Genomic DNA, 25410 nt, shown 5'->3' with positions numbered 1-25410 from the left:
TGTTACTCCTTACGCAGAATGTAGACCCGCCACATGTGGATGAACGGGACGAAATCAATGTGGTCCTGAACCTTGAAGCCAGCTTGGCGGAACTCCGCCTCGATGGTCTTGGTCGGAATCACGAAACGGTTCTGGTAGGCGTGCTTCTCGCGAGATGCTTCGGCGCGCTTGCGTTTCCAGGACTTGAAGTTGCCATCCACCCACAGCGACAGGATCACGGAGTCACGGGTGACGCGGTGGAACTCGCGCAACATGGTCAGGCGGTCATCCACTTCGCCGATGTGGTGCATCAGACGCATCGAGAAGATGCTGTCGACGGCGCCGTCCGGCAGATCGATGGAAAACGCGGAAGTCTGCAAAGGTCGAACGCGTTTTACAACCTCTTCCGGCTGGCCGGCACAGGCGACCGCGATCATGTCCGGCGAGTTGTCGGCGCCGATGATCACGCGGTTTTCCTTTTCGGCCAGCATCGGCCAGAAGCGCCCGGCGCCGCACGGCAGGTCGAGCACCAGGTTGGGCTGACCGGCGAGTTTGAGTGCCTGACGAGCTACTTGGACATCCCGCCAGTGGGAAAGTTTCCGCGACAGCCCGGCCTGGTGCTTACGCAGATAGCGCTCGGCGTGCTCGCGGTCGTACTTCTGGGAAAACTCCAGATCGACAGATTTGTCACTCATCGGATGATTACCTATCCCAATTTCAGGACGAACAATGCAAACCAGCCTGTCACAGACGGGTCACTCACTTGTGAAGTTTTCGTCAAGCCGCGACTAGGCAAACTTCGAAGCGACAGCCATGCGGTTCAACGGGGTGCAGGCTGACGTTCCAACACTCCGAGGCGCAGATGCGCTTGACCAGCGACAGCCCCAGCCCAAGCCCCTCACCACGTGGGTTCACACCCCGCACGAATGGCTGGAACACGCGCTCGCGCTGCTCTTCGGGGATTCCCGCGCCGGTATCCTCGACCCAGAACCCGGTCGCGGAAAGTTGTAAACGGATGCTGCCGGTTTCGGTGTAATGCATGGCATTACGCAGCAGGTTGCCCATCACCGAACGCAGGAAGGGTGCATTGAACTGGCCAGGCATGGCATCCGCCCCACCGAACTCCAGCCGCAACCCCTTCGCCTCGATCGGTTCGCGCCATTGCGTAACCAGCTCCTCGGCAATCTGCCGCAGGCCCGCCTGCGGGACGATGCCCATGTCCTTGCGTTGTGCGCGCGCCAGCAGCAGGAATGTCTGTACCAGGTCGCGCATTTCCTCGGTGGCGCTGGTCATTCTCGCCAGCTGACTTCGCGCCCTGGCGCTCAACCCCGGCTCCTCGGCCAGCAACTCGCAACTGGTGGCGATCACCATCAAGGGCGTACGCAGTTCGTGGCTGACGTCACTGGTGAAGAGTTTCTCCCGGGTCAGCACGTCGTGCAGGCGCCCCATGGCGTAATCGAAGGCCGAGGCCAGCTCGCCCACTTCGTCGTTGGCGTAGTCGGGCGCCATCGGCGGCGCCAGGTCCAGCAGCTGGTCGCGGTGGCGTACCTGGCGCGCCAGGCGGGCCACCGGCTCCATGACCTTGCGCGACAGCAGCCAGCCCAGCAGGCCAGCCAGCGTCAGGCTGAGCACATAGCCGGTGACCACGGACGCGTAGAGCACCTGCTCGCGCGCCTCGAAATCACTCTGGTCCTGCAGCAGCACGAAGCGCCGGCCGCCTTGATCGCGCACCAGCGCATGGAAGGACAGTTCGCCGTCGAAGACTTCGTGGAAGCCTTCATCCAGACGGCGCAGCGCCGGCGGCATGGCGTATATGCCCTGGGCGTCACTGATGAAGAAGCGCATGCCGGGATCGAGTTTCGGCGACTGGCCGGTTCCCAGGTCCGCCTCGAGAATCCGATCGAGCTCACCGCCCAGATCGTGGGAGATGAGCCGCTCCTCGACGACGTGGACCACCCCGACGATCCCCACCGAAAAGAGTCCGCCGACTGCGGCGGTCATGAGTACGAAGGCAAAGACAATCCGACGGGAAAGGCTCTGCTTATACTCCATTCGCTTCCTCCGCCAGGCGGTAGCCGACGCCGTGCACGGTGTGCAGCAGCGACGAAGCGAAAGGCTTGTCGATCACCTGGCGGAGTTGGTGGACATGGCTGCGCAAGCTGTCGCTGTCGGGGCAGTCATCGCCCCAGACGGCCTCTTCGAGAACGTCGCGGCGTACCACGTGGGGACTTTTCTGCATCAGCACGGCCAGCAGCTTCAGGCCGATGGGGTTGAGCTTGAGCGGCTTGCCGCTGCGGTTCACTTCCAGCGTATCGAGGTTGTAGCTCAGCTCGCCGACCTGCAGCTCGCGGCGTCCGCCGCCCTGGCTGCGGCGCAGCACGGCCTCGATGCGGGCCGCCAGCTCCGACAGGGCAAACGGTTTCAACAGGTAATCGTCGGCGCCTGAGCGGAAGCCCTGCAGGCGGTCGTCCAGCTGATCACGGGCGGTGAGCATGATCACCGGAGTGTCGCGTCGGGCATCCTCGCGCAGCCGGCGGCACAGCGTGAAGCCGTCCAGCCCCGGCAGCATGACGTCGAGCACGATCAGGTCGTAATGGGAGGTAGCCGCCAGGTGCAGCCCGGAAAGCCCGTCCTGCGCGCAATCCACCGTATACCCCTTGAGTCCGAGGTAGTCGGCCATATTCGCCAGAATGTCCCGATTGTCTTCAACCAACAGAATGCGCATGAACTCTCCTCCGAAGTGCACACTAGCCTATCTTCCTTAAACGGAACTTAAACGGGTTTGACATAAATTTCACATTCTATTGACAGCTGAGCGACGCCGGCGAGAGGAGTATTCGCGCCCGTTTTCTCGCCCACTGCCTCTGATGATGCTGTGGCTGGTCGCCGCGCTTTCGGTGTTCAAGCGGGCCAGGACGCCCTCGGGGCCTTGGTGGGACTCATCGAGAAACGCCCGCACGGCCACGTCAGGCAGAGGATCATCGCCCCCTGCTCCGCCCTGGCCTCCAGCCTTGCAGCTTTATCGGCCGATCACGCAGGCTGGCGTGCAAGCTCCCGCCACACTGAACGCTGCGCGAGGCTCAGTCGGCGTCGCCAACGACGCCGAACTCGATCGGCGTCTTCACGTAGAACAGCTTGACCCCGGCCTGGCGGATCACCGCGAAGATCCGCTCGGACTCCTCGGCGGTTACCGCCATGGTGACTTCCTGCGGCTGGTCGGCCAGTTCGAAGAAATGCGCGTAGTGAATCCGCCCGGTCTTGCCAAATCCTTCGCTCGCGCTCATCAAGGTCGCACCGCGCACGCCTTGGCGCCGCGCTTCCTCCAGCAGCCACTGGGCCAGCGGCAGGCCGGCATGCTTGCGATCCTGCTGGGTGAAGAACTTCAGCTGGAAACCGTTCACGTCTACCTCCCCGCGCTCAGCGGCCCATCAGCCAGTGGACCGACAGCAGGCCCAGCATGGTCATCAGCAGCGAACCCACCAGATGCGTGGCGACCGCACCCAGCGCCCAGACCAGACGGCCTTGCTGCAGCAGGACCACGACCTCGGCGGAAAAGGTCGAGAAGGTGGTCAGGCCACCGCAGAAGCCGGTAATGATCAGTAAACGCCATTCTGGCGCCAGGCCCGGGGTATTGGCGAAGAAGGCGATGGCCGCGCCGATGATGTAGCCGCCGACAAGGTTGGCAACCACCGTACCCGGCGGCAAGGAAGGCAGCAGCGTGTTGAGCTTGAGCCCGAGCACCCAACGCAGCAGTGCGCCGAGGGCGGCTCCGAGGGATACGGCGAGAATGGATTTCCACATGATCCTGTCCTGGGGAAGGTGTTTGGACAGGCTGCAGGCGAGCGCCTACGCGCCTTTCCAGGTCTATGCGTAGGCATCATCAGCCACGAGGGCGGTTGAAGGAGGAATGCCATCTCCTGCGGCGCAGTCTGGCATAACCCTCACGCATGAAAAAGCCCCGCCTAAGCGGGGCTTCTTCTTACAGCAGGTGCCGGGTGGCTTACATCATGCCGCCCATGCCGCCCATGCCGCCCATGTCCGGCATGGCCGGAGCAGCTTTGTCGTCGACCACTTCGGCAACCATGGCCTCGGTGGTGACCATCAGGCCGCCGATGGAAGCAGCAGCTTGCAGGGCCGAACGGGTGACTTTGGCCGGATCGAGGATACCCATCTCGATCATGTCGCCGTACACGCCGGTAGCAGCGTTGTAGCCGAAGTTGCCCGAACCTTGCTTGACCTTGTCGACCACTACGCTCGGCTCGTCGCCGGAGTTGGCAACGATCTGGCGCAGCGGAGCTTCAACGGCGCGACGCAGCAGCGCGATACCGACGTTCTGGTCTTCGTTATCGCCCTTCAGGCCTTCGATGGCTTGCAGAGCACGCACCAGAGCGACGCCGCCGCCAGGAACCACGCCTTCTTCCACCGCAGCACGGGTAGCGTGCAGGGCGTCTTCAACGCGGGCTTTCTTCTCTTTCATCTCGACTTCGGTGGCAGCGCCGACCTTGATCACGGCAACACCGCCGGCCAGCTTGGCCAGACGCTCTTGCAGCTTCTCACGGTCGTAGTCCGAGGAGGTGTCTTCGACCTGCTTGCGGATCTGCAGAACGCGGGCTTCGATGTCAGCCTGAGCGCCAGCGCCGTCGATGATGGTGGTGTTTTCCTTGCTCAGGACGACGCGCTTGGCGTTGCCCAGGTGCTCCAGGGTAGCGCCTTCCAGGCTCAGACCGACTTCTTCGGAGATGACGGTACCGCCGGTCAGGATAGCGATGTCCTGCAGCATGGCCTTGCGGCGGTCGCCGAAGCCCGGAGCCTTGACGGCCGCGACCTTGACGATGCCACGCATGTTGTTGACGACCAGGGTAGCCAGGGCTTCGCCTTCGACGTCTTCAGCCACGATCAGCAGCGGACGGCCAGCTTTGGCAACGGCTTCCAGCACCGGCAGCATTTCGCGGATGTTGGAGATCTTCTTGTCGACCAGCAGCAGCAGCGGGCCATCAAGCTCGGCAACCATGGTGTCCGGCTTGTTGATGAAGTAGGGGGACAGGTAGCCACGGTCGAACTGCATGCCTTCTACGACGGACAGTTCGTTTTCCAGGCCCGAGCCTTCTTCAACGGTGATCACGCCTTCCTTACCGACTTTTTCCATGGCTTCGGCAATGATGTTGCCGATGGATTCGTCGGAGTTGGCGGAGATGGTGCCAACCTGGGCGATGGCCTTGGTGTCAGCGCACGGCTTGGCCAGGTCTTTGAGCTGGGCAACGATAGCGATGGTCGCCTTGTCGATGCCGCGCTTGAGGTCCATCGGGTTCATGCCTGCAGCGACGGCCTTCAGGCCTTCGTTGACGATGGCCTGAGCCAGAACGGTAGCGGTGGTGGTGCCGTCACCGGCAGCGTCGTTGGCCTTGGAGGCAACGTCTTTCACCAGCTGGGCGCCCATGTTCTCGAACTTGTCTTTGAGTTCGATTTCCTTGGCGACGGAAACGCCGTCCTTGGTGATGGTCGGAGCGCCGAAGCTCTTGTCCAGGATGACGTTACGGCCTTTCGGGCCGAGGGTAGCTTTGACGGCGTCGGCCAGGACGTTCACGCCGACCAGCATTTTCTTGCGAGCGGAATCGCCGAACTTAACTTCTTTAGCAGCCATGTTCTGTTTCCTCTAAATCGAATTCAGTGGGGTTGGGGGACGGACTGGATCAGTCTTCCAGGACGGCGAGGATCTCGGATTCGCCCATCACCAGCAGCTCTTCACCGTCGACCTTGATGGCGTTGCTGCCCGAGTACGGGCCGAAGACCACCTTGTCACCCACTTTCACTGCCAGAGCGCGAACTTCGCCGTTGTCCAGCACGCGGCCGGCACCGACGGCGACCACTTCACCGCGGTTCGGCTTCTCGGCGGCGGAACCCGGCAGCACGATGCCGCCTGCGGTCTTGGTCTCTTCCTCGCTGCGACGAATGACGACGCGGTCATGCAGAGGACGAAGCTTCATAGTCGTAACTCTCCCAAACAGTGATTTCCAACGGCCGGATCGATGCCCGGCAGGTTTTATTGAATCCGGCGGTGCCGGTTTGCGACCCGGATGGCGAATCGCGTAAAGAGCAGCCTGTCCGTGTGACAGGGACCTTGCGGTGTCCGGAACATAAGGTCACTGCAAGGCATTTCAAGTGTGTGAAGAAAAAATTTTTGCGCGGACGGGTGCGAAGAGCCGCCTGGGCGGCCCGACGCTCAACGCAGACGGTCGCGGTCTTCCTCGCGGCGCTGGTATTCGCCCTCGATCACATTGGGGCCACCGCGCTGCTGGGCAGCCGGATCGTCAGCGAAGGCGCGCCGGCGCTCGGCCTGCGCCTGCATGCGTTGGCGCACGCGGCCGAGCATCAGGTGCCGGGTGAAGGGGATCAGGCAGAGGATGCCGATGATGTCGCTGATGAAGCCGGGCAGCATCAGCAGGCCGCCGCCCAGGGCAATCACCAGGCCCTCGAGCATTTCCTGCTCGGGCAACTCGCCGCGACTCAGGCGCTCACGGGCGCGCATCGCGGTGGCGAAACCGGCGACCCGCAGCACCGCCGCGCCGATGAAGGCGCCAGCGATGATCAGCAACAGGGTCCAGCCCACACCGATCACGCTACCGACCTTGATCATCACGGCCAGCTCGATCAGCGGGAACAACAGAATCAGAAACAGGGGAACTCGCATCGATGAATCCTTGGCGGGGTAATTGCCCGGGTAAAGGCTAGGTGGCGACGCCCCGCCATGATTTCAAGGGTTAGCTCAGGGGATGACTCAGGCCTGGATCACTTCATTGCCCGGCCAGACTTCCGCCCGCGCCAGTTGCACCAGGGCCTGGCGCACCTCGCCAGGATCCGCGCACGGCGCGGGGAACGGCAGCCAGTGCAGGGCCTGGCCGATACGCAGGTGGAAACCTTCTGTATCAATTCCCGCCAGTTCCGGCGTCGCATCACCCGGCAGCCCGGCCAGTTGGACATAGTGCGCCACGGCAGTGGCATGGTCACTGTTCATGTGCCCGACCATGCTCCGCTCCACCTCGCCGACGAAGGGATTGGCCAGCGGCACGCTCTCGGCGCCCAGCCAGTGGATGTCGCCGAAACCGCCGATGTAGCGCCATTGCACCGGTTCCAGGACCCAGAAATCGAAGTCATGGACGATGTGGTAGTCCTGCGAACCGGGGAAATAACGGTAATAACGATCGGCGACATCGGCGATGGCATCGACGTCCTCGATCTGCCGCGCCTCGGCCAGCAGGGTCAGGCGGCCGGCGGCCTGGATGTCGGCAGCGCTGCGCTCACCGATCAGCAGCGAGCATTTGCCGTCCTGCAGCAGGTTGTGGGTGTGCTGGGCGATACGGCTGATCAGGATCAGAGGGCGGCCAGCCTGGTCCAGGCAATACGGCACCACCGAGCCGAAAGGGAACCCCGGCCACTTTTTCGAGTGGGTGGAGAGCACCCCGCGGTATTCCTTGAGCAGCAATTCTCGGGCATTCTTAGCGGCTTTCACGCTCACCTTTATGACTCCTCGCAAAGAATCCGTCGTAAAACGGACGGGCAGGATGACTCTGTTCTCAGCTGCCGGCGAGGCCTCTCACCAGAAACTGCTCGTGGGGTTCTTCAGATGCAATTGAAAGACAAGGTCATCATCATCACCGGCGGCTGCCAGGGCCTGGGGCGCGCCATGGGCGAGTACCTCGCCGCCAAGGGCGCCCGCCTGGCGCTGGTTGACCTCAACGCCGAAAAACTGGACGAAGCCGTGGCCGCCTGCAAGGCCGCCGGCGGTGACGCCCGTGCCTATCTGTGCAACGTCGCCAATGAGGAACAGGTTACCCACATGGTGGCCCAGGTCGCCAGCGACTTCGGCGCCATCAACGGCCTGGTCAACAACGCCGGCATCCTGCGCGACGGCCTGACCATCAAGGTCAAGGACGGCGAACTGAGCAAGATGAGCCTGGCCCAGTGGCAGGCAGTGATCGACGTGAACCTGACTGGCGTGTTCCTCTGCACCCGCGAAGTTGCCGCGAAGATGATCGAACTGAAGAACGAAGGCGCGATCGTCAACATCTCCTCCATCTCCCGCGCCGGCAACATGGGCCAGGCCAACTACTCCGCGGCCAAGGCCGGCGTCGCAGCCGACACCGTGGTCTGGGCGAAGGAACTGGCACGCTACGGCATCCGCGTGGCGGGCGTTGCTCCCGGTTTCATCGAGACCGACATGGTCGCCAGCATGAAGCCCGAAGCCCTGGAGAAGATGACCTCCGGCATTCCGCTCAAGCGCCTGGGCAAGCCGCTGGAGATCGCTCACTCGGTGGCCTATATCCTCGAGAACGATTACTACACCGGCCGCGTGCTGGAGCTGGACGGCGGCCTGCGCCTGTAATCCGCCCGCCCAATAAAATGCCCCGCCATGTGCGGGGCTTTTTATTGGCGCTCTTGCAGGAGCAACTGTCTTTGGGGCTCCCGCGTTCGCGGGAGTGACGATGTCATGCACCGCCCTCCGCAATCGTCTTCCCCGCGAACGCGGGGATCCAGAAACAATGCAGGAGCGGAGCTTCTCCACAATATCCAGGCGAAGCCGCCCCCCCTTGTGGCCGGCCTGGCGGCCGGATCGCGGATAAGATCCGCTCCTACGGGAGCACATCCAGCCAACCGGGGATGGAAGGCGCTACCAACCCACGCCCAGCCCCAGGGTATAGCGCCGCTCGTTGACGTTACCGTCATGACCGCTGAGCTTGTCCCACTCGCCCTTGAGGCTCAGGGACGCCCAGGAGGTCAGCTTGTAGCGAACGCCCGCCTCGCTATTCAGCTCGTACTCCACGTTCGAGTCCAGCGGCTTGCTGACTTCGCCATTGGTGAACAGCTCGAACTGCTTGGCGAGCAGGAAGCGGTTGTAGTCCCACTTCACGCTGCTGGAGTAGAAGTGGTCCTTCCCGTTATCGGTGAACTCGTAGTCGTTGCGGTTGATCAGGGTGGCCAGGGAGAACGCGCCCAGTTCGTTATCCCAGAACTGGTAGCCGGGACCGGTACCGACCGTGCGCTTCTTCTGCAGATCCTCGACCCAATCGCGCTTGTACTGTGCCTGGCCCTGCCAGAACCAGTGATCGTCGAGGAAACGGTCCAGCGCGTACTCGGCCGAGTAGTTGTTGGTGCTGACCGAGTCGTTCTTCTTCTCGCGGTTGTATGCACCCTGCAGGTTGTGCCGCCAGCGGCCGTGGCGGGCGTTGGTCTTGAAGTCGATGTCGTAGTCCTCGACATCGTTCTCGGCCTGCTTGTGGTCGAGGGAGAAATTCACATTGCCGGTCCACACCCAGTCCTCGAGGATCGGCTTGGGCGGCATCATCTGCTCGATGTTGGCCACGTCCACCGTGCGCGATGAACCGTTGACCAGGGTGACCTTGCCCGGCTCCGCCGCCTTGAGGCCCTTGGAATGCTCGCCGTTTTCCTCGTCGTACTTCACCAGCAGGTTCTGGTCGGTCTCCAGGGTGGCGATCTGGTCGCCCTTCAGGGTGATGTCTCCGCCATAGTTGGTGCTCAGCAGCAATTTGCCGCCATCGTAGAGCTTGATCATACCGGTGAGGCGGTCACCGTTCTTCAGCCATACGGTGTCGGCAACGGCGGAGAGCGAAGAGGTAGCAAGGACAGCAAACAGCAGGTTTCTGGACAGCATGAGTCGGGTTCAACGGGCTCAGTGGGCAAAAAAGCCGGGCATTCTCCAGACGCCCGACGCTTGAGCAACGACTGACCGGCCCCTTGTCCGGAGAGTTCATCCGTACCGACAGATGGGGCATCGATCGGCTCAACGATTTTCCCGCCGCCGACATCCCGATATGCTGCCCCGCAAGCTCCATCACGTGACCACGCCATGCCCAAGCGCAAGACCGAATCCCCCGCACCGGCCGCCGATCTCGGGCTGGAAAGCCTGCAGGTACGCCGTGAGGCGATCTTCCTGGTGCTCGCCCAGGTGCCCGAGGGCTGTGTCGTCAGCTACGGCGAACTGGCCCGCCTCGCCGGCCTGGGTCGCGCGGCGCGTCTGGTCGGACGCATCCTCGGCCAGTTGCCGGCCGACACCCGCCTGCCCTGGCACCGGGTGATTGCCGCAGGCGGGCGCATCAGCCTGCCGCAAGGCAGTCCGTCGGGTAATGAGCAGCGCGCACGATTGCGTGCGGAGGGTGTCAGAATCCATAACGATAAGGTGGACATACGTCGGCACGGCTGGCCTAGCAGCGAGCAGTCCTAGTAGAGTTCGCGTAATTTTCGATCTGCTGGAATACAACCCCCATGAAAGAGCATTCCTGGCGAGAGGCATGGATTGCCTACAGATCTCCCGCCAGCCTCGCGCTTTTGCTGCTGGGATTCGCCGCTGGCCTGCCGTACATGCTGGTGCTCTCCACGCTCTCGGTATGGTTGCGTGAAGCGGGTGTCGGTCGGGAGACCATCGGTTTCGCCAGCTGGATCGGGCTGGTCTACGCCTTCAAATGGGTGTGGTCACCGATGCTCGACCAGTGGCGCCTCCCCGTCATCGGCCGGCTTGGCCGCCGACGTTCCTGGCTGCTGTTCTCCCAAGGGCTGATCGCCCTGGGCCTGCTCGGCATGGCCCTGTGCAACCCGCAAGCGCACCTGAACTGGCTGATCTCCCTGGCGATGGTGGTGGCGTTCGCCTCCGCCACCCAGGACATCGCCATCGACGCCTATCGCCTGGAAATCGCCGAGAACACCCGCCAGGCTGCCCTCGCCGCCTGCTACATGACCGGCTACCGGGTCGCCGTGCTGACGGCCACCGCCGGCGTTCTGTTCCTCGCCGAATGGGGCGGTTCCAGCGCGCTGCACTACAGCCAGACGGCCTGGGGCATGACCTACGGGGTGTGCGCCCTGCTGATCCTGCCGGGCCTGATCACCACCCTGCTGATGAGCGAGCCGCCGGTGAACGTACAGCCGCAGGCCGGCAGCTCGGCGTTCGCCTTCAACCACCAACTGCTCTCGGTGCTGCAATTGCTGGTGCTGCTGATCTCGGTGCCGGCCATGCTCACCGCGCTGACCAACCAGGCCTGGCCGCGCGCCGCGCTCTACGCCATCTTCATCGGCATCTGCATGACCCCGCACGGCCGCCGGCAGATCCGCCCGGTGCGCGAGCTGCTGTCGAAGGTACGCCGTCCGCTGCTGCTCGCCGTACACGGCAAGGGCCTGCCGCAGTTCGACTTCGTCCACCAGGCCGTGTCGGTGATGGTGCTGATCATCCTGCTGGTGACCGGTACGGCGTTCTACAACATGGCCAGCACCGCGAAGTGGTGGCTGGCCTCGCTGTACCTGCTGATCGCCCTGAGCTGCATTTCCGCGCCGGGCCGCCTGCTGATGGCCCCGGTGCTCACGCCGATCACCGAGTTCGTCCGCCGCTACCGCTGGCAGGCGCTGCTGCTGCTCGGCCTGATCTCCACCTATCGGATGTCGGACACCGTCATGGGCACCATGGCCAGCGTGTTCTACATCGACATGGGTTTCACCAAGGACACCATCGCCACCGTCAGCAAGCTGTTCGGCGTGATCATGACGCTGATCGGCGCTGCCGCCGGCGGTGTGCTGATCGCCCGCTTCAGCATCCTGCCGATCCTGTTCATCGGCGGCGCGGCCTCGGCGGCGACCAACCTTCTGTTCGCCATGCTGGCGCAGATGGGCGCCATCGATGACCCGCAGCTGATGAGCCAGAACGTCTTCAGCCTGCTGAAGATGCTCGAACCGCACGTCACCATGCTGGTGGTCACCATCATGCTCGACAACTTCAGCGGCGGCCTGGCCACCTCGGCCTTCGTCGCCTACCTGTCGAGCCTGACCAACCTGAAGTTCTCCGCCACCCAGTACGCGATGCTCAGCTCCACCATGCTGCTGCTGCCGCGCTTCATCGGCGGCTACTCCGGAATCATGGTCGAGAGCATGGGTTACGAGCGGTTCTTCTTCTTCACCGCCCTGCTGGGCCTGCCGACCCTGGTACTGATCGGCTGGCTCTGGATGCGCAACAGCGGCGGCATGCCCAACGGCGCACCGGACGAGGCATCCGATGCCCAGGCGCAGCCCAGCGCCGAGCGGCACTGAGCGCAACGAAAAAGGCCGGCATATGCCGGCCTTTTTTCTGGAGCGCAGGACGCCTCAGTCGACCTCGACCATCTCGCCCCTCACCACGCGCACCATGCGTTGCTGGAACGGGATGCCGATGCCCTGCTTGCCCAGCGCGTCGCGGGCCTTCTCGTTGAACAGGAACATCACGTCCCAATAGTCGGCGTTCTTCACCCACACGCGCAGCGACAGGGTGATGGCGCTCTCGCCCAGGCTGCTGACCACCGCCACCGGCGCCGGATCGCGCAGCACACGGGAGTCATTTGCCAGCTCCAGGAGCACGGCCTGGGCGCGCTTGAGGTCCGCCTGATAGTCGACGGTGACATCGAACACCACCTTGCGCTGAGGCTCGGCGGAGTAGTTGGTGATAGTGCCGTTGGAGAGCGCGCCGTTGGGCACGATCACCCGCTTGTTGTCGCCAGTGCGCAGCACGGTGTGGAAGATCAGGATGGTATCGACGGTGCCGGTCACGCCCTGCGCCTCGATCGTGTCACCCACCTTGAACGGGCGGAACAGCAGGATCAGCACCCCGCCGGCGAAGTTCGACAGGCTGCCCTGCAGCGCCAGGCCGATGGCCAGGCCTGCGGCACCGATGGCGGCGACGAAGCTGGTGGTCTGGATGCCGATCATCGAAGCCACGCTGACCAGCAGCAGGACCTTCAGGATGATGTTTACCAGGCTGCCGACGAAACCACGCAGCGTGCGATCGACGTGACGGGTGGCGAGCAGGCCGCCGACACGGGTGGTGAGGGTATTGATCAGCCACCAGCCGATCAGCAGCGTCAGGAGCGCGAGGACGATCTGTCCGCTGTAGGCGAGTACTACTGGCAGCCAGGCCTCGGCCGACTTCACCAGAGCGTCGTAATTGATATCCATGGATTCATTCCCCTTTATTCTGCCGGCCGGCAACGCGCCGGTCGATTTCCAAATACCGGAAACAAAACCGCCATGGCCTGGACCATGGCGGCTTGAACCGGGACTGAGCCGTTACCTCTGACGGTGCGGTACGGCGTCAGGTTCCCTTCGCATCAGTCGCGGAAGTTGTTGAACTGCAGCGGCATGCCTAGCGACTCGCCGCGCAGCAGCGCGATGGCTTCCTGCAGGTCGTCGCGCTTCTTGCCGGTAACACGCACCTGCTCGCCCTGGATGGCGGCCTGGACCTTGAGCTTCTTGTCCTTGATCAGGGCGACGATCTTCTTCGCCAGGTCCTTGTCGATGCCCTCGCGGAAGTTCACTTCCTGCTTGACCACCTTGCCGGACGGGAAGGAATCCTTGATTTCCATGCACTGGCTGTCGATCTTGCGCTTGATCAGGCTGCCGCGAAGAATGTCGAGCATCTGCTCGAGCATGAAGTCCGCTTCGGCAGTCAAGGTGATGGACTTGTCCTTGGCCTCGAAGCTGCACTTGCCCTTCAGGTCGAAACGGCGGTCCAGTTCCTTGGCAGCGTTGTCCAGGGCGTTGGTCAGTTCGTGTTTGTCCAGTTCGGACACCACGTCGAACGAAGGCATGACATCTCTCCAGATGGAAGGCGCGACCCGGTTCACAGTCGGACTCGCGCCTGGCTTGACGATAAAAATGCGCGGTCATTATAACTGACAAGCAAGACTACGCCCGGCACCAATCCGAACAAGAGCCGGGCAAGAGCCGAACAAAAGCCGGCATTTCCCATCCGTTTGCGAGCCTTTCCATGCCTACCAACCATCTCAGCATCCTGGTGGTCGACGATGCCAAGTTCTCCAGCGCCATGATCGGCCGCGCGCTGAGCCAGGCCGGCTACCAGAACGTACGCTTCGCCAGCAGCGCCAGCGAAGCGCTTCAATTGCTGGAAAAGGAACCCGTAAGCATCCTCCTCGCCGACTGGCTGATGCCCGAAATGGACGGCCTGGAGCTGACCGCGCGGGTACGCCAGCTCGACGAGAGCGGCGACCACTACACCTACATCATCCTGCTCACCGGCAAGGAAGGCGATAACGCCCTGGCCGAGGCCTTCGACCGTGGCGTCGACGATTTTGTCAGCAAATCCGCGATGAACGAACAGCTGGTGCCTCGCGTGCTGGCCGCCGATCGCCTGAGCAACACGCTGTTGCGCCTGCTGATGGAAAAGCGCCTGCTGACTGAAAACATCACCAGCCTGGAAGAGCGCAACCTGGTGGACAGCGCCACCGGCCTCGGCAACCTGCGCTACCTACGGCAGAAGCTGGCCGACAGCATCCGCCAGGTGGAGTCGCGCGGCGGCGCGGTGTGCTACATGCTGATCGGCATTCCGGAGCTGGCTACCCTGGGCCAGCAGCACGGCCCGTCCTTCCACAGCGAACTGCTGCACGGCGTCGCCCGCCGTCTGCAGCAACTGGTGCGCCCGCTCGATGTGCTGACTCGGCTGGACGACCAGCATTTCGCCCTGATCACCCTGCTCGAAGACCTGCAGGAGTGCTCGCCCAGCAGCTTCCGCCGCCTGCACGACGGCATCAACCTCAAGGCGTTCAAGACCAGCGAAGGCTTCATCACCCTCAAGGCTGGCATTGGCCTGCTGGGGCTGGACGCCAAGGCGCTGCCGGTCGATGCCGAGCAACTGATGCAGCAGGCCCGCGCGCTGCTGCCTGACGCCTACGCCAGCGGACGAATCAACGCCAGTCGCCTGACCGGGCTGCGCTAAACTTCGCAGTAAGCCCTAGACGTTCGCGAAGTCCTCCCCATGACCTGGTACATCCTCGGCGCCGGCAGCCTCGGTTGCCTGTGGGCCGCCCGCCTTTCCCGCGCCGGCCTGCCGGTGCGCCTGCTGCTGCGTGACCGCCAGCGCCTCAACGCCTACCGCGCCCTGGGCGGCGTCACCCTGGTGGAGGACGGGCGGGAAAGCCTCTATCCGATCCCGGCGGAAACCGCCGCACAGGGCGGGCCGATCCAGCGCCTGCTGGTCGCCTGCAAGGCCTACGACGCCGAACCGGCCGCCGCCAGCATCGCGGCCCGACTGGCGCCGGGCGCCGAGCTGATCCTGCTGCAGAATGGCCTGGGCAGCCAGCAGGCGGTCGCCGCCCACCTGCCCCGCGCCCGCTGCCTGTACGCCTCCAGCACCGAAGGCGCGTTCCGCGCCGCGGACTTCCGCGTGGTATTCGCCGGCCTTGGGCAGACCTGGCTGGGTGACGAACTCGGCGGCCCCGAGCCGGACTGGCTGACGGAGTTGCGCGATGCGCAGATTCCCTCGCAATGGAGCGGGGATATCCTCGAACGCCTGTGGCGCAAGCTGGCGCTCAACTGCGCGATCAACCCGCTCACCGTCCTGCACCAGTGCCGCAATGGAGAGCTGGCGAGCCATCCAGCGGAGGTTGCCGGGCTCTGCGACGAACTGGGGCAGTTGCTCCACGCCAGCGGTTTCGACACCGCTGCCCGGGAACTGCAGGGTGACGTCGAGCGCGTGATCGGTGCCACCGCCGCGAACTTCTCCTCCATGTACCAGGACGTCGCCAACGGTCGGCGCAGTGAAATCGCCTACCTGCTCGGCCACGCCTGCCGCGAGGGTGACCGCTTGCGCCTGGCCCTGCCGCAGTTGCGGGCGCTGCACGAGCGACTGCGCGAGTATCTGCGCGCGCGCGGATTGCCCGACACCTGATCGCGGGCTACCCTGCCCGACTCCCTGTTTCCCTGCGGTTCCGCCCATGCCTTCACCCCTGAACCTGCGCAAGCGCCTGGAAGACCTGCCCGTCGGCCAGAAGATTCTCGCCGCCCTGCTGGTTCTGCTGGCCACCGTCATGCTGGTGGCCAACCTCGCGTTCATCAGCGCGGCCTACTGGATTTCCCAGGACAGCGTGGCACCCCAGGCACTGCAGACCATCGGCCGGCTGATCGCCAATCCAGCGCTCAGCGAGCCCGCCCTGGCGTCCCCTACCCAGGCCCAGGTGCTGCTGCAACAGCTCGATGATTACCAACCGCTGCGTGCCGCGGCGCTCTACGACAGCAATGGCGAGCGCATCGCCCAGACTCCGGCTGACGGCCCCATGGCCCTGCCCGAGCGACTGGACCACCTGGAGCGCTGGCGGGAGCACGAGTACCGCCTCAATGCCCTGTTCGAACTGCCCCAGCCCGGCCGCACCAGTGGCTACCTGCTGCTGGTCGCCAGCAGCGAGCTGCCCGGCGCGTTCTACACCGGCACCCTGACTGCCAGCCTGGTGATCCTCGCGGTCAGCGTGCTGCTCTGGCTACTCATCGCCCAGCAGATCCGCCGCCTGATCACCCGGCCGATCCGCAGCCTGGAGGAGCTCTCGCGCCAGGTAACCCGCGAGGAGAACTACGCCCTGCGCGCCGAACGCGGCAACGCAGACGAGATCGGCCGCCTGGCCGACGCCTTCAACACCATGCTGACCCGCATCGAAGCCCGCGAGCAGCAGCTCAAGCGCGCCCGTGACGACGCCCAGGAGGCAGTGGAGCAGGCGCAGTCGCTGGCCGAGGAAACCCGCCGCTCGAACCGCAAGCTGGAGCTGGAAGTCCAGGTCCGCAGCAAGATCGAGAAGAAGCTCACCGGCTTCCAGCACTACCTCAACAGCATCATCGACTCGATGCCCTCGGCGCTGATCGCGGTGGACGAACAGCTCTACGTCACCCAGTGGAACCAGGAGGCCAGCCGGCTCTCGGGCACCAGCCTGGACGACGCGGTGAACCAGCCGGTGTTCCTCGCCTTCCCCTCGCTCAAGCACTTCCTGCCGCAGCTCACCCGCGCCGCCGAGCAGCACAAGGTCGAGCGCGTCGAGCGAGTCACCTGGGCGCTGACCGACGCTCCGCGCCACTATGCGCTGACCTTCTACCCGCTGATGGGCGGCACTGGGCGCGGCGCGGTGATCCGCATCGACGACATCACCGATCGCTTAGGCATGGAAGAAATGATGGTGCAGTCGGAGAAGATGCTCTCCGTCGGCGGCCTTGCCGCCGGCATGGCCCATGAGATCAACAACCCGCTGGGAGCCATCCTGCACAACGTGCAGAACATCCGCCGCCGCCTGTCGCCGGAGCTGCCGAAGAACCTGGAGGTCGCCGGGGAAGTCGGCGTGCACCTGGAAGACCTCAACCACTACCTGGAAGCGCGGGAGATTCCCAAGCTGATGGACGGCATCCAGTACGCCGGCTCCAGGGCGGCGAAGATCGTCAGCCACATGCTCTCCTTCAGCCGCCGCAGCCACCGCCAGATGACCGCCTGCGAACTCCCGGCGCTACTGGAGCAGGCCGTGGAGATCGCCGGCAACGACTTCGACCTCACCGGCGGCTTCGACTTCAAGTCGCTGCAGATCGTCAACGAGTTCGATGCACGGCTGGGGCCGGTGCCGGTGATCGCCAACGAGGTGGAACAAGTCCTGCTCAACCTGCTGAAGAACGCCGCCCAGGCCATCCACCAGCGCGACGACGAAGAGGAAGGCGAATTCGGCCGCATCATCCTGCGCACCCGGCTGAATCCGCCGTGGGCGGAAATCCAGGTGGAAGACAACGGCTGCGGCATGCCAGAGAAGGTGCGCAAACGCATCTTCGAGCCATTCTTCACCACCAAGGAAGTCGGCCAGGGCACCGGGCTGGGCCTGTCGGTGTCGTACTTCATCATCACCAACAACCACAAAGGGCAGATGGAGGTGCAGTCCGAACTGGGCCTGGGCACCTGCTTCACCCTGCGGCTGCCCCTGGGCGCCGAAATCACGTCCCCCACGCCCCTGCTGGAAGGCGGCGATAAGGAGCACTGAGTCATGGGCAACCGGCTTTCGAAAATCTACACCCGCACCGGCGACACCGGCGAAACCGGCCTGGCCGATGGCCGCCGGGTGCCCAAGCACCATCCCCGGGTGGAAGCCATGGGGGCGGTGGACGAGCTGAATAGCCACCTCGGCCTGCTGCTGGCGGGGCTGCACGAAGCCCGCAGCAGTGCCCTGGAGGAAGTGATCGGCGTACTGGCACCGGTCCAGCACCGCCTGTTCGACCTGGGTGGCGAACTGGCGATGCCGGAATATCGCGCCTTGAACGATGCCGAAGTGGAGCGCCTGGAACAGGTCATCGACCGCTGGAACGAAGAACTCGGACCGTTGAAGAACTTCATCCTGCCTGGTGGCTCGCGCTTGGTCGCCCTCGCCCACCTGTGTCGCGCCCAGGCGCGCAACGCCGAACGCCGCTGCCAACAGCTGAATGCCGAGGAACCGCTGGAAGGTGCCGGCTTGCGCTACCTGAACCGGCTATCGGACCTGCTGTTCGTCGCCGCGCGCTTCATCGCACGGCGCCAGGGTGTGGACGAGATTCTCTGGCAGGCCGCCGAAAAGCCCGCCTGATCGATCAGGAACGGACCTGTAGGAGCGCGCCATGCGCGCGATCGCGGGCATGGCGCGCTCTACAAGGAAACGCTGGCGCGTTCAGTCCGCTCCTACGCTGTTCACGAGATTCCCGCGTTCGCGGGGATGACGTGCGCGGAGGACAGTGCATGACATCGTCACTCCCGCGAACGCGGGAGCCTAGAAGACAGTTGCTCCTACGTGAAGGAAATTGCCGAAGCCAGCCCATAAGAGCGGACTCCGTCCGCGATAGATTCCGCAGCGAGGCCTAGCGCGGACAAAGTCCGCTCCTACGCTGGCTGAGCAATATCTTTCGTAGGATGGCGTGGAGCGAAGCGACACCCATCGCAGCCCCACGCACAAATCCCGATCAGCCCTCGGCTTTCGGCCAGAACGCGCGGATGCCTGCCACGCCCTGTGCCCCGGCCTGCCAGGCACGTTCGACATCCTGCGGACCAACGCCCCCCAGCAGGAACACCGGCTGATTGAAGCCGCCGATCAGTTCCTCCGCCGCTTCCCAACCCAGCGCCGGCTCACCCGGATGGCTCTCGGTCGGCTGTACCGGCGACAGGGTGACGAAATCCACCCCCATGCGGGTCGCCAGCTCCAGCTCCTCGGCACTGTGACAGGAAGCCGCCAGCAAGCGCTCGCGGGGGAACGGGCGGCCATTGGGCGCGTACTTGCGCAGCTGTTCGGAGGTCAGGTGCCAGCCGGCCGCCGGGAAGTCGCCCAACCACTCCAGCGGCCCCTTGAGCATCAGTTGTGCCTTGGCGGCACACAGGCCCTGGATGTCCACCGCGAGGTCGCGATACTCGGGGCTGTACATGTTCGGTGCACGCAGCTGGATCAGGCGGATGCCGTTGGCGACAGCGGCACGCACGCCCTGTACCAGCTGCGGGATTTCCAGGCCATCCGGCGTGATCAGGTAGCGATCCGGCAGGCGCGCGGCCTGCACGATGGGCTCGTTGGCCGCCGGGAACTCGTAGTCCGGCAGGTCGCGCGGGGCGACCCAGGCCAGCGGCTGCCCTTCGGCGCCATGGGGCGCGCCGGAGAAGGCGGAAACCTCCCAGACATCCAGCAGCACATGCTTGTCGCTGTAGTCGTGCTGCACACGGATCAGCGGGCGCGCCTGCTCGACCTCAATGCCCAGCTCTTCCTTCAGCTCGCGGGCCAGGGCGACCTGCACCGCTTCGCCCTCTTCCACCTTGCCACCGGGAAACTCCCAGAGACCGCCCTGGTGCTTGTCGTCCGGACGGCGGGCGATCAGAACCCGGCCATCGAGTCCGCGAATCACGGCGGCGGCGACATGTACTCGTTTCACAGTGCTACTCCTCAGTCCGATTCAGGCAGGGCCCACGCAGAGGGGCATTCTACCGTCATTGGAGGCCGGGATCAGGCGCCTTCGACCATCGCCGCTTCCAGCCAGGGACGGAAGGCCGGCCAGGCGTAGATTGCGTCGACATAGTTCTGCGCCTCGATGGGCAGGATCACACAGTAACTGCGCAGGCGCGTGGCCACCGGCGCGTAGAAGGCATCGGCGATGCTGGCGTGCCCGAACAGGTAGGGGCCGTCCTGGCCGAACTGCTGGCGGCACAGCGCCCAGAGTTCGACGACGCGGGCAATGTCCGCCTCCACCGCTTCCGGTACTTGCGCCAGCGGCTGGTTGCGCTGGATGTCCATCGGCATGTGCGAGCGCAGTGCCATGAAGCCGCTGTGCATTTCGGCGCAGACCGAGCGCGCCAAAGCGCGGGCCGCTTCGCCGCGGGGCCAGAGATGGGCTTCGGGGAAGCGCTCGGCGAGGTATTCAGCAATCGCCAGGGAATCCCAGATCACCCCGTGCTCGCACTTGAGCGCCGGCACCTTGCCGCTGGGCGAGTGCTCACGGATGCGCCGCGCGGTGTCCTGGCCGCCCAGGGGAATCAGGATCTCCTCAAAATCGACGCCAGTAAGCGCCATGGCCAGCCAGCCGCGCAGGGACCAGGAGGAGTAATTCTTGCTGCCGATAACCAGGGAGAGGGACATGGACGCGATGCTCTTGAGGGTCTGTCAGAAGACCTTAGAGCGCAGGAGCCATGAAAACAAATTCCCGATTTTCATCCTTCGATGAAAATCGGGAATCCGAGCGGGGCAAGGCGCCGACACGAGGCCGGCATCCCAAGACCTTTCAGTGCGATCAGGTGCGATATTCCGCGTTGATCTTCACGTACTCATGGGACAGGTCGGTGGTCCAGATGGTCTCGCTGCAAGTGCCGCGGCCGAGATCGATGCGGATGGTGATCTCTTCCTGGGCCATCACCTTCGCGCCCTGGTCCTCGGTGTAGTTGGCGGCGCGGCCGCCGCGGCTGGCGATGGCCACGTCATCCAGGTACACGTCGATCAGGCTCACGTCCAGGTCCGGCACGCCGGCACGGCCGACGGCAGCGAGGATGCGGCCCCAGTTCGGGTCGGAGGCGAACAGCGCGGTCTTGATCAGCGGCGAGTGGGAAACCGCGTAGCCGACGTCCAGGCACTCCTGGTGAGTCGCACCGCCGTTCACCTGCACGGTGACGAACTTGGTGGCGCCTTCGCCGTCACGGACGATGGCCTGGGCCAGCTCCATGGAGACGTCCAGCACGGCCTGCTTCAGCGCGGCGAACAGTGCGCCGGAGGCAGCGGTGATTTCCGGCAGCGCAGCCTGGCCGGTGGCGACCAGCATGCAGCAGTCGTTGGTCGAAGTATCGCCATCGATGGTGATGCGGTTAAAGGACTTGTTCGACGCGTCGCGCAGCAAGTCCTGCAGCACGCCCTGGGCGACCTTGGCGTCGGTGGCGATGTAACCGAGCATCGTGGCCATGTTCGGCTTGATCATGCCGGCACCCTTGCTGATGCCGGTGACGGTGACGGTCACGCCGTCATACTGGAACTGGCGGCTGGCGCCCTTGGGCAGGGTATCGGTGGTCATGATGCCGGCGGCAGCATCGGCCCAGTTATCCACAGACAGGTTGGCCAGCGCGGCGGGCAGCGCGGCTTCGATCTTCTCGACCGGCAGCGGCTCGCCGATCACGCCGGTGGAGTACGGCAGCACGGCGCTTTCCGGTACGCCGGCAAGTTCAGCCAACTTGGCGCAGGTGCGGGTGGCGTTGGCCAGGCCCGACTCACCGGTGCCGGCGTTGGCGTTGCCGGTGTTGGTCAGCAGGTAGCGAACCGGACCGAGGAAGCGTTTGCGAGACAGGATTACCGGTGCGGCACAGAAGGCGTTGGTGGTGAACACACCGGCCACGGTGGAACCCTCGGCGCATCGCATCACCACGATGTCCTTGCGACCGGGTCGCTTGATGCCGGCAGAGGCGATGCCGAGTTCGAAACCGGGGACCGGGTGCAGGGTGGACATGGGGCCGAGACCAACAGCCATGTGACGCGCTCCTATCAAGTCAGTGGATCAGATGTGAAAAACGCCGCGAGCGGCTGGGCCGGTCGCGGCGTTGGCATCAGGGTCGGGAGGGGTTATTCCACCTGACCGTGGCAGTGCTTGTATTTCTTGCCCGAACCGCAGGGGCACGGCTCGTTGCGGCCGATCTTCGGCTCGTTGCGCACCGGCTCCATCGCTACCACGTTGGAGGCGCCTTCGGGCTGCTCGTCGTCTTCGTCAGTCGCAGTGGCCTGCTCCATGGACGGCGCGGCGGCATGCTGGAACTGCATGCGCTTGGCCATTTCCTCTGCTTCGCGGCGCAGACGGGCTTCTTCCTCGGCCGGGTCTTCGCGGCGGACCTGAACGAAGGACAGCACGCGGATGGTGTCGCGCTTGACCGAATCCAGCAGTTCCTGGAACAGGTTGAAGGACTCGCGCTTGTATTCCTGCTTGGGGTTCTTCTGTGCATAGCCGCGCAGGTGGATGCCGTGGCGCAGGTGATCCATGGTGGACAGGTGGTCCTTCCACAGGTCGTCCAGCACGCGCAGCAGCATCTGCTTCTCGAAGGTACGCAGGGCTTCGGCGCCAGCGAGGTCTTCCTTCTCGTTGTAGGCAGCCACCAGCTCGGTGAGGATCTTCTCGCGCAGGGTTTCCTCGTAGAGCTTCTCGTCGTCGTCCAGCCACTGCTGGATCGGCAGCTTCAGGGCGAAATCGCTGTACAGCGCAGCTTCCAGAGCCGCGATGTCCCACTGTTCGGGCAGCGACTGCGGCGGAATGTGCTGGCTGATGGTGTTGGCCAGGGTTTCCTCGCGGAACTCGACGATGGTGTCGCCGATGTTGTCGGCTGCCAGCAGGCTGTTGCGCATGTGGTAGATCACCTTGCGCTGCTCGTTGGCGACGTCGTCGAACTCCAGCAGTTGCTTACGGATATCGAAGTTGCGGCCTTCGACCTTGCGCTGGGCCTTTTCGATGGCGTTGGTCACCATGCGGTGCTCGATCGCCTCGCCCGGCTGCATGCCCAGGGCCTTCATGAAGTTCTTCACCCGGTCGGAGGCGAAGATGCGCATCAGGTGGTCTTCCAGCGACAGGTAGAAGCGGCTGGAGCCCGGGTCACCCTGACGGCCGGCACGGCCGCGCAGCTGGTTGTCGATACGGCGGGATTCGTGGCGCTCGGAGGCGATCACGTGGAGGCCGCCAGCTTCGATGACCTGCTGGTGGCGCTTCTGCCAGTCGCCCTTGATCTGTGCAATCTGCTCGTCGGTAGGAGTCTCCAGTGCGGCGACTTCCACTTCCCAGTTGCCGCCCAGCAGGATGTCGGTACCACGGCCGGCCATGTTGGTGGCGATGGTGACCGAGCCTGGACGACCGGCCTGGGCGATGATCTCGGCTTCCTTCTCGTGGTACTTGGCGTTCAGTACCTTGTGCTCGATGCCGGCCTTCTGCAGCAGCTGCGAAACGTATTCGGAGGTCTCGACCGAAGCGGTACCGACCAGGATCGGACGGCCCAACGCCTGGCACTGCTGCACGTCGGTGATGATGGCGGCGTACTTCTCGTCCTGGGTCAGGTAGACCAGGTCGTTGAAGTCTTTACGGGCGACCGGACGGTGGGTCGGGATCACCACCACGTCCAGGCCGTAGGTCTGGCGGAATTCGAAGGCCTCGGTGTCAGCGGTACCGGTCATGCCGGCCAGCTTGGTGTAGAGGCGGAAGTAGTTCTGGAAGGTGGTCGAGGCCAGGGTCTGGCTCTCGGCCTGGATCGGCAGGTTTTCCTTCGCCTCGATAGCCTGGTGCAGGCCCTCGGAGAGGCGGCGGCCCGGCATGGTACGGCCAGTGTGCTCGTCGATCAGCAGAACCTGGTCGCCCTGGACGATGTACTCCACGTTGCGGTTGAACAGCGTGTGGGCACGCAGTGCGGCGTAGACGTGGGTCAGCAGGCTCAGGTTGTGCGCCGAATAGAGGCTCTCGCCCTCGGCCAGCAGGCCGTTCTGGGTCAGCAGGTCCTCGACGTAGGCGTGGCCCTGCTCGTTGAGTTCGACCTGGCGGGTCTTCTCGTCGATGCTGTAGTGGCCCTGCTGGGTCACCTGGCCTTCGACTTCCTCGATATGACGCTTCAGGCGCGGGATCAGCTTGTTGATCTTGATGTACAGCTCGGAGCTGTCTTCGGCCTGGCCGGAGATGATCAGCGGAGTCCGCGCCTCGTCGATGAGGATGGAGTCCACTTCGTCGACCACGGCGAAGTTCAGCTCGCGCTGGAACTTGTCTTCCAGGCTGAACGCCATGTTGTCGCGCAGGTAGTCGAAACCGAATTCGTTGTTGGTGCCGTAGGTGATGTCGGAGGCGTAGGCGGCGCGCTTCTCTTCCGGCGGCTGGAACGGGCTGACGATGCCGACGGAGAGGCCGAGGAACTCGTACAGCGGACGCATCCAGTTAGCGTCGCGGCGGGCCAGGTAGTCGTTCACGGTGACCACGTGTACGCCTTTGCCGGCCAGGGCGTTCAGGTAGACGGCCAGGGTACCCACGAGGGTCTTGCCCTCACCGGTACGCATCTCGGCGATCTTGCCTTCGTGCAGGGTCATGCCTCCGATCAGCTGGACGTCGAAGTGGCGCATGCCCATCACGCGCTTGCCGGCCTCACGGGCCACGGCGAAGGCTTCGGGCAGGACCTGGTCGAGGGTTTCGCCCTTGGCGACGCGCGCCTTGAACTCCTCGGTCTTGGCCTTCAGTTGCTCATCGGAAAGCGCCACCATCTGGGGCTCGAGCGCATTGATGGCCTGGACCTGCTTGACCATGCGCTTTACTTCACGCTCGTTCTTGCTTCCAAAGAGTTTTTTCAACAAAGGCGCAAACATATCGACTGGGTCATCCGAACTGGAGAATTGGAGGGCTGCCCGACTGGCTGGCCGCGGCGCGGAACGGCAACGAAGCGGGCATTCTACCCGGAAACGTGTACGAAAAAAGTGCCGAAGTCATCCTTGGAAGCTTCGCACTCCATGACATTTCGAGCAATGCATGGACGGACAACTTTCGATCCACCTAGTTGATATGGTGGCGCAGTCGTACAACTTCAAGGCTGCGCTGGAGCAAGGCTCCTGCACCCCGTTGATTCCCCCATCTGCTACCATCGCCCTTTATTCACCCTGGGGTTTTCCATCATGGCCTTCCGCCCCCTGCCCGCCCAGGCATCGACCAAGCTGCTGCGCGAAGCCAAGCCCCTGCAATCGCTGTTCGCCGAGGCGCAGCGCCTCTCGCGCCTGCAAGAGTTACTCGACGCGCAGCTGCAACCCGCCGCACGCCCCTATTGCCGCATAGCTTCCTGGCGTGAAGGCAGCCTGCTGCTGATCGTTACCGACGGCCACTGGGCCACCCGACTGCGCTATCAGCAGAATCGCCTGCTGCGCCAGCTCGCCACCTACCAGGAGTTCGCGGGCCTGGTGCGCATCCTGTTCAAGGTGCAGCCACTCAATCAGGCCAGCGCACCGGTGCGCAGTGTCACGCTGACGGAATCCGCTGCCGCCACACTCCACGAAGCCGCCGAAGGCATCGACAACCCACAGCTCAAGGCAGCGCTGGAGCGCCTCGCCAGCCGTAGTCGCAAGCCAACGGAATAAGCCGGCAGAGCAGGAGTCAGGCATAAAAAAAGGCCACCCG

Annotated in this window: 23 protein-coding genes, 1 pseudogene and 1 riboswitch; of the genes and pseudogenes, 8 read left to right on the top strand and 16 right to left on the bottom strand. The window is 64.1% G+C overall.

Annotated elements, in window-relative coordinates; genetic code table 11:
• Positions 1 to 2: 2 nt before the first annotated feature.
• The 9 genes from GA645_RS05905 to GA645_RS05865 all read right to left on the bottom strand — a co-directional run bounded on the left by GA645_RS05905 (position 3) and on the right by GA645_RS05865 (position 7492).
• Positions 3 to 674, bottom strand: coding sequence for a class I SAM-dependent methyltransferase (locus GA645_RS05905; protein ID WP_152220817.1), 672 nt, complete (start codon positions 672 to 674; stop codon positions 3 to 5).
• A gap of 82 nt (positions 675 to 756) precedes the next feature.
• Positions 757 to 2031: a HAMP domain-containing sensor histidine kinase gene (locus tag GA645_RS05900; RefSeq protein ID WP_152220815.1), complete on the bottom strand. Its 1275-nt coding sequence runs from the start codon at positions 2029 to 2031 to the stop codon at positions 757 to 759.
• Positions 2021 to 2704: a response regulator transcription factor gene (locus tag GA645_RS05895; protein ID WP_152220813.1), complete on the bottom strand. Its 684-nt coding sequence runs from the start codon at positions 2702 to 2704 to the stop codon at positions 2021 to 2023. The genes GA645_RS05900 and GA645_RS05895 overlap by 11 nt, the downstream gene beginning before the upstream one ends.
• A gap of 355 nt (positions 2705 to 3059) precedes the next feature.
• Entirely contained in the window at positions 3060 to 3380 is a 321-nt protein-coding gene (locus tag GA645_RS05890; protein ID WP_152220811.1) for a DUF190 domain-containing protein, read from the bottom strand.
• Positions 3381 to 3396: 16 nt separating this feature from the next.
• The gene (gene crcB / locus GA645_RS05885; RefSeq protein WP_152220809.1) at positions 3397 to 3780 is read right to left on the bottom strand and encodes a fluoride efflux transporter CrcB; all 384 of its coding nucleotides are present in this window, start codon (positions 3778 to 3780) and stop codon (positions 3397 to 3399) included.
• A gap of 63 nt (positions 3781 to 3843) precedes the next feature.
• Positions 3844 to 3906: riboswitch (Fluoride riboswitch) on the bottom strand.
• A gap of 73 nt (positions 3907 to 3979) precedes the next feature.
• Positions 3980 to 5620: a chaperonin GroEL gene (gene groL / locus GA645_RS05880; RefSeq protein WP_152220807.1), complete on the bottom strand. Its 1641-nt coding sequence runs from the start codon at positions 5618 to 5620 to the stop codon at positions 3980 to 3982.
• Positions 5621 to 5669: 49 nt separating this feature from the next.
• Positions 5670 to 5963 (bottom strand): co-chaperone GroES, encoded by a 294-nt coding sequence (locus GA645_RS05875; RefSeq protein WP_009617968.1) that lies wholly within the window; start codon positions 5961 to 5963, stop codon positions 5670 to 5672.
• A gap of 236 nt (positions 5964 to 6199) precedes the next feature.
• A complete protein-coding gene (locus tag GA645_RS05870; RefSeq protein ID WP_152220805.1) occupies positions 6200 to 6667 on the bottom strand; it encodes an FxsA family protein in 468 nt (155 codons plus the stop codon).
• An 87-nt stretch (positions 6668 to 6754) separates the two neighbouring features.
• Positions 6755 to 7492 (bottom strand): HugZ family protein, encoded by a 738-nt coding sequence (locus GA645_RS05865; RefSeq protein WP_152220803.1) that lies wholly within the window; start codon positions 7490 to 7492, stop codon positions 6755 to 6757.
• A gap of 108 nt (positions 7493 to 7600) precedes the next feature.
• Here GA645_RS05865 and GA645_RS05860 point away from each other — a divergent pair, with 108 nt between their 5' ends.
• Positions 7601 to 8359, top strand: a complete 759-nt coding sequence (locus tag GA645_RS05860) for an SDR family oxidoreductase (protein WP_152220801.1) — start codon at positions 7601 to 7603, stop codon at positions 8357 to 8359.
• A 285-nt stretch (positions 8360 to 8644) separates the two neighbouring features.
• Here GA645_RS05860 and GA645_RS05855 read toward each other — a convergent pair whose 3' ends face one another.
• The gene (locus GA645_RS05855) at positions 8645 to 9646 is read right to left on the bottom strand and encodes a DUF481 domain-containing protein (protein WP_152220799.1); all 1002 of its coding nucleotides are present in this window, start codon (positions 9644 to 9646) and stop codon (positions 8645 to 8647) included.
• Between the two features lie 195 nt (positions 9647 to 9841).
• On the opposite strand from GA645_RS05855, the gene GA645_RS05850 reads away from it, so the two are divergent.
• Together GA645_RS05850 and GA645_RS05845 are read left to right on the top strand one after the other, a co-directional pair.
• On the top strand, positions 9842 to 10216 hold the full coding sequence (locus tag GA645_RS05850) for an MGMT family protein (protein ID WP_152220797.1): 375 nt from the start codon (positions 9842 to 9844) through the stop codon (positions 10214 to 10216).
• A gap of 41 nt (positions 10217 to 10257) precedes the next feature.
• Positions 10258 to 12063, top strand: coding sequence for an AmpG family muropeptide MFS transporter (locus GA645_RS05845; RefSeq protein ID WP_152220795.1), 1806 nt, complete (start codon positions 10258 to 10260; stop codon positions 12061 to 12063).
• A gap of 54 nt (positions 12064 to 12117) precedes the next feature.
• Here the strand turns inward: GA645_RS05845 and GA645_RS05840 are convergent, their stop codons facing one another.
• Positions 12118 to 12960, bottom strand: coding sequence for a mechanosensitive ion channel family protein (locus GA645_RS05840; protein WP_152220793.1), 843 nt, complete (start codon positions 12958 to 12960; stop codon positions 12118 to 12120).
• Between the two features lie 152 nt (positions 12961 to 13112).
• A complete protein-coding gene (locus GA645_RS05835; protein ID WP_152220791.1) occupies positions 13113 to 13592 on the bottom strand; it encodes a YajQ family cyclic di-GMP-binding protein in 480 nt (159 codons plus the stop codon).
• A 125-nt stretch (positions 13593 to 13717) separates the two neighbouring features.
• Here GA645_RS05835 and GA645_RS05830 point away from each other — a divergent pair.
• The 4 genes and pseudogenes from GA645_RS05830 to GA645_RS05815 all read left to right on the top strand — a co-directional run.
• Positions 13718 to 14737, top strand: a pseudogene (locus GA645_RS05830) (response regulator); the annotation flags it as partial.
• A 39-nt stretch (positions 14738 to 14776) separates the two neighbouring features.
• Positions 14777 to 15688: a putative 2-dehydropantoate 2-reductase gene (locus GA645_RS05825; RefSeq protein WP_152220786.1), complete on the top strand. Its 912-nt coding sequence runs from the start codon at positions 14777 to 14779 to the stop codon at positions 15686 to 15688.
• A 58-nt stretch (positions 15689 to 15746) separates the two neighbouring features.
• A complete protein-coding gene (locus tag GA645_RS05820; protein ID WP_152227939.1) occupies positions 15747 to 17798 on the top strand; it encodes an ATP-binding protein in 2052 nt (683 codons plus the stop codon).
• Positions 17799 to 17801: 3 nt separating this feature from the next.
• On the top strand, positions 17802 to 18374 hold the full coding sequence (locus GA645_RS05815) for a cob(I)yrinic acid a,c-diamide adenosyltransferase (protein ID WP_152220784.1): 573 nt from the start codon (positions 17802 to 17804) through the stop codon (positions 18372 to 18374).
• A 370-nt stretch (positions 18375 to 18744) separates the two neighbouring features.
• On the opposite strand, the gene GA645_RS05810 is transcribed toward GA645_RS05815, so the two are convergent.
• The 4 genes from GA645_RS05810 to secA form a co-directional block, all read right to left on the bottom strand.
• Positions 18745 to 19695 carry a Nudix family hydrolase gene (locus tag GA645_RS05810; RefSeq protein WP_152220782.1) on the bottom strand — a complete coding sequence of 317 codons (951 nt, stop codon included), beginning with the start codon at positions 19693 to 19695 and terminating at the stop codon, positions 18745 to 18747.
• 71 nt (positions 19696 to 19766) lie between these two features.
• On the bottom strand, positions 19767 to 20396 hold the full coding sequence (locus tag GA645_RS05805; RefSeq protein WP_152220781.1) for a glutathione S-transferase family protein: 630 nt from the start codon (positions 20394 to 20396) through the stop codon (positions 19767 to 19769).
• A gap of 151 nt (positions 20397 to 20547) precedes the next feature.
• The gene (gene argJ / locus GA645_RS05800; protein ID WP_152220779.1) at positions 20548 to 21765 is read right to left on the bottom strand and encodes a bifunctional glutamate N-acetyltransferase/amino-acid acetyltransferase ArgJ; all 1218 of its coding nucleotides are present in this window, start codon (positions 21763 to 21765) and stop codon (positions 20548 to 20550) included.
• 92 nt (positions 21766 to 21857) lie between these two features.
• A complete protein-coding gene (secA, locus tag GA645_RS05795; RefSeq protein WP_152220776.1) occupies positions 21858 to 24611 on the bottom strand; it encodes a preprotein translocase subunit SecA in 2754 nt (917 codons plus the stop codon).
• Positions 24612 to 24914: 303 nt separating this feature from the next.
• Here secA and GA645_RS05790 point away from each other — a divergent pair, with 303 nt between their 5' ends.
• On the top strand, positions 24915 to 25370 hold the full coding sequence (locus tag GA645_RS05790) for a DUF721 domain-containing protein (protein ID WP_152220774.1): 456 nt from the start codon (positions 24915 to 24917) through the stop codon (positions 25368 to 25370).
• Positions 25371 to 25410: the final 40 nt, after the last annotated feature.

The organism is Pseudomonas sp. SCB32, assembly GCF_009189165.1.
Taxonomy (GTDB): Bacteria; Pseudomonadota; Gammaproteobacteria; order Pseudomonadales; family Pseudomonadaceae; genus Pseudomonas.
This window is presented reverse-complemented; position numbering and strand designations above follow the sequence as displayed.

Excerpts from the sequence above, each read along its gene's own strand:
- GA645_RS05905 (WP_152220817.1), bottom strand. The coding sequence starts at position 674 with ATGAGTGACAAATCTGTCGATCTGGAGTTTTCCCAGAAGTACGACCGC.
- GA645_RS05900 (WP_152220815.1), bottom strand. The coding sequence starts at position 2,031 with ATGGAGTATAAGCAGAGCCTTTCCCGTCGGATTGTCTTTGCCTTCGTA.
- GA645_RS05895 (WP_152220813.1), bottom strand. The coding sequence starts at position 2,704 with ATGCGCATTCTGTTGGTTGAAGACAATCGGGACATTCTGGCGAATATG.
- crcB (WP_152220809.1), bottom strand. The coding sequence starts at position 3,780 with ATGTGGAAATCCATTCTCGCCGTATCCCTCGGAGCCGCCCTCGGCGCA.
- groL (WP_152220807.1), bottom strand. The coding sequence starts at position 5,620 with ATGGCTGCTAAAGAAGTTAAGTTCGGCGATTCCGCTCGCAAGAAAATG.
- GA645_RS05875 (WP_009617968.1), bottom strand. The coding sequence starts at position 5,963 with ATGAAGCTTCGTCCTCTGCATGACCGCGTCGTCATTCGTCGCAGCGAG.
- GA645_RS05870 (WP_152220805.1), bottom strand. The coding sequence starts at position 6,667 with ATGCGAGTTCCCCTGTTTCTGATTCTGTTGTTCCCGCTGATCGAGCTG.
- GA645_RS05860 (WP_152220801.1), top strand. The coding sequence starts at position 7,601 with ATGCAATTGAAAGACAAGGTCATCATCATCACCGGCGGCTGCCAGGGC.
- GA645_RS05855 (WP_152220799.1), bottom strand. The coding sequence starts at position 9,646 with ATGCTGTCCAGAAACCTGCTGTTTGCTGTCCTTGCTACCTCTTCGCTC.
- GA645_RS05850 (WP_152220797.1), top strand. The coding sequence starts at position 9,842 with ATGCCCAAGCGCAAGACCGAATCCCCCGCACCGGCCGCCGATCTCGGG.
- GA645_RS05845 (WP_152220795.1), top strand. The coding sequence starts at position 10,258 with ATGAAAGAGCATTCCTGGCGAGAGGCATGGATTGCCTACAGATCTCCC.
- GA645_RS05840 (WP_152220793.1), bottom strand. The coding sequence starts at position 12,960 with ATGGATATCAATTACGACGCTCTGGTGAAGTCGGCCGAGGCCTGGCTG.
- GA645_RS05835 (WP_152220791.1), bottom strand. The coding sequence starts at position 13,592 with ATGCCTTCGTTCGACGTGGTGTCCGAACTGGACAAACACGAACTGACC.
- GA645_RS05825 (WP_152220786.1), top strand. The coding sequence starts at position 14,777 with ATGACCTGGTACATCCTCGGCGCCGGCAGCCTCGGTTGCCTGTGGGCC.
- GA645_RS05815 (WP_152220784.1), top strand. The coding sequence starts at position 17,802 with ATGGGCAACCGGCTTTCGAAAATCTACACCCGCACCGGCGACACCGGC.
- GA645_RS05805 (WP_152220781.1), bottom strand. The coding sequence starts at position 20,396 with ATGTCCCTCTCCCTGGTTATCGGCAGCAAGAATTACTCCTCCTGGTCC.
- argJ (WP_152220779.1), bottom strand. The coding sequence starts at position 21,765 with ATGGCTGTTGGTCTCGGCCCCATGTCCACCCTGCACCCGGTCCCCGGT.
- secA (WP_152220776.1), bottom strand. The coding sequence starts at position 24,611 with ATGTTTGCGCCTTTGTTGAAAAAACTCTTTGGAAGCAAGAACGAGCGT.
- GA645_RS05790 (WP_152220774.1), top strand. The coding sequence starts at position 24,915 with ATGGCCTTCCGCCCCCTGCCCGCCCAGGCATCGACCAAGCTGCTGCGC.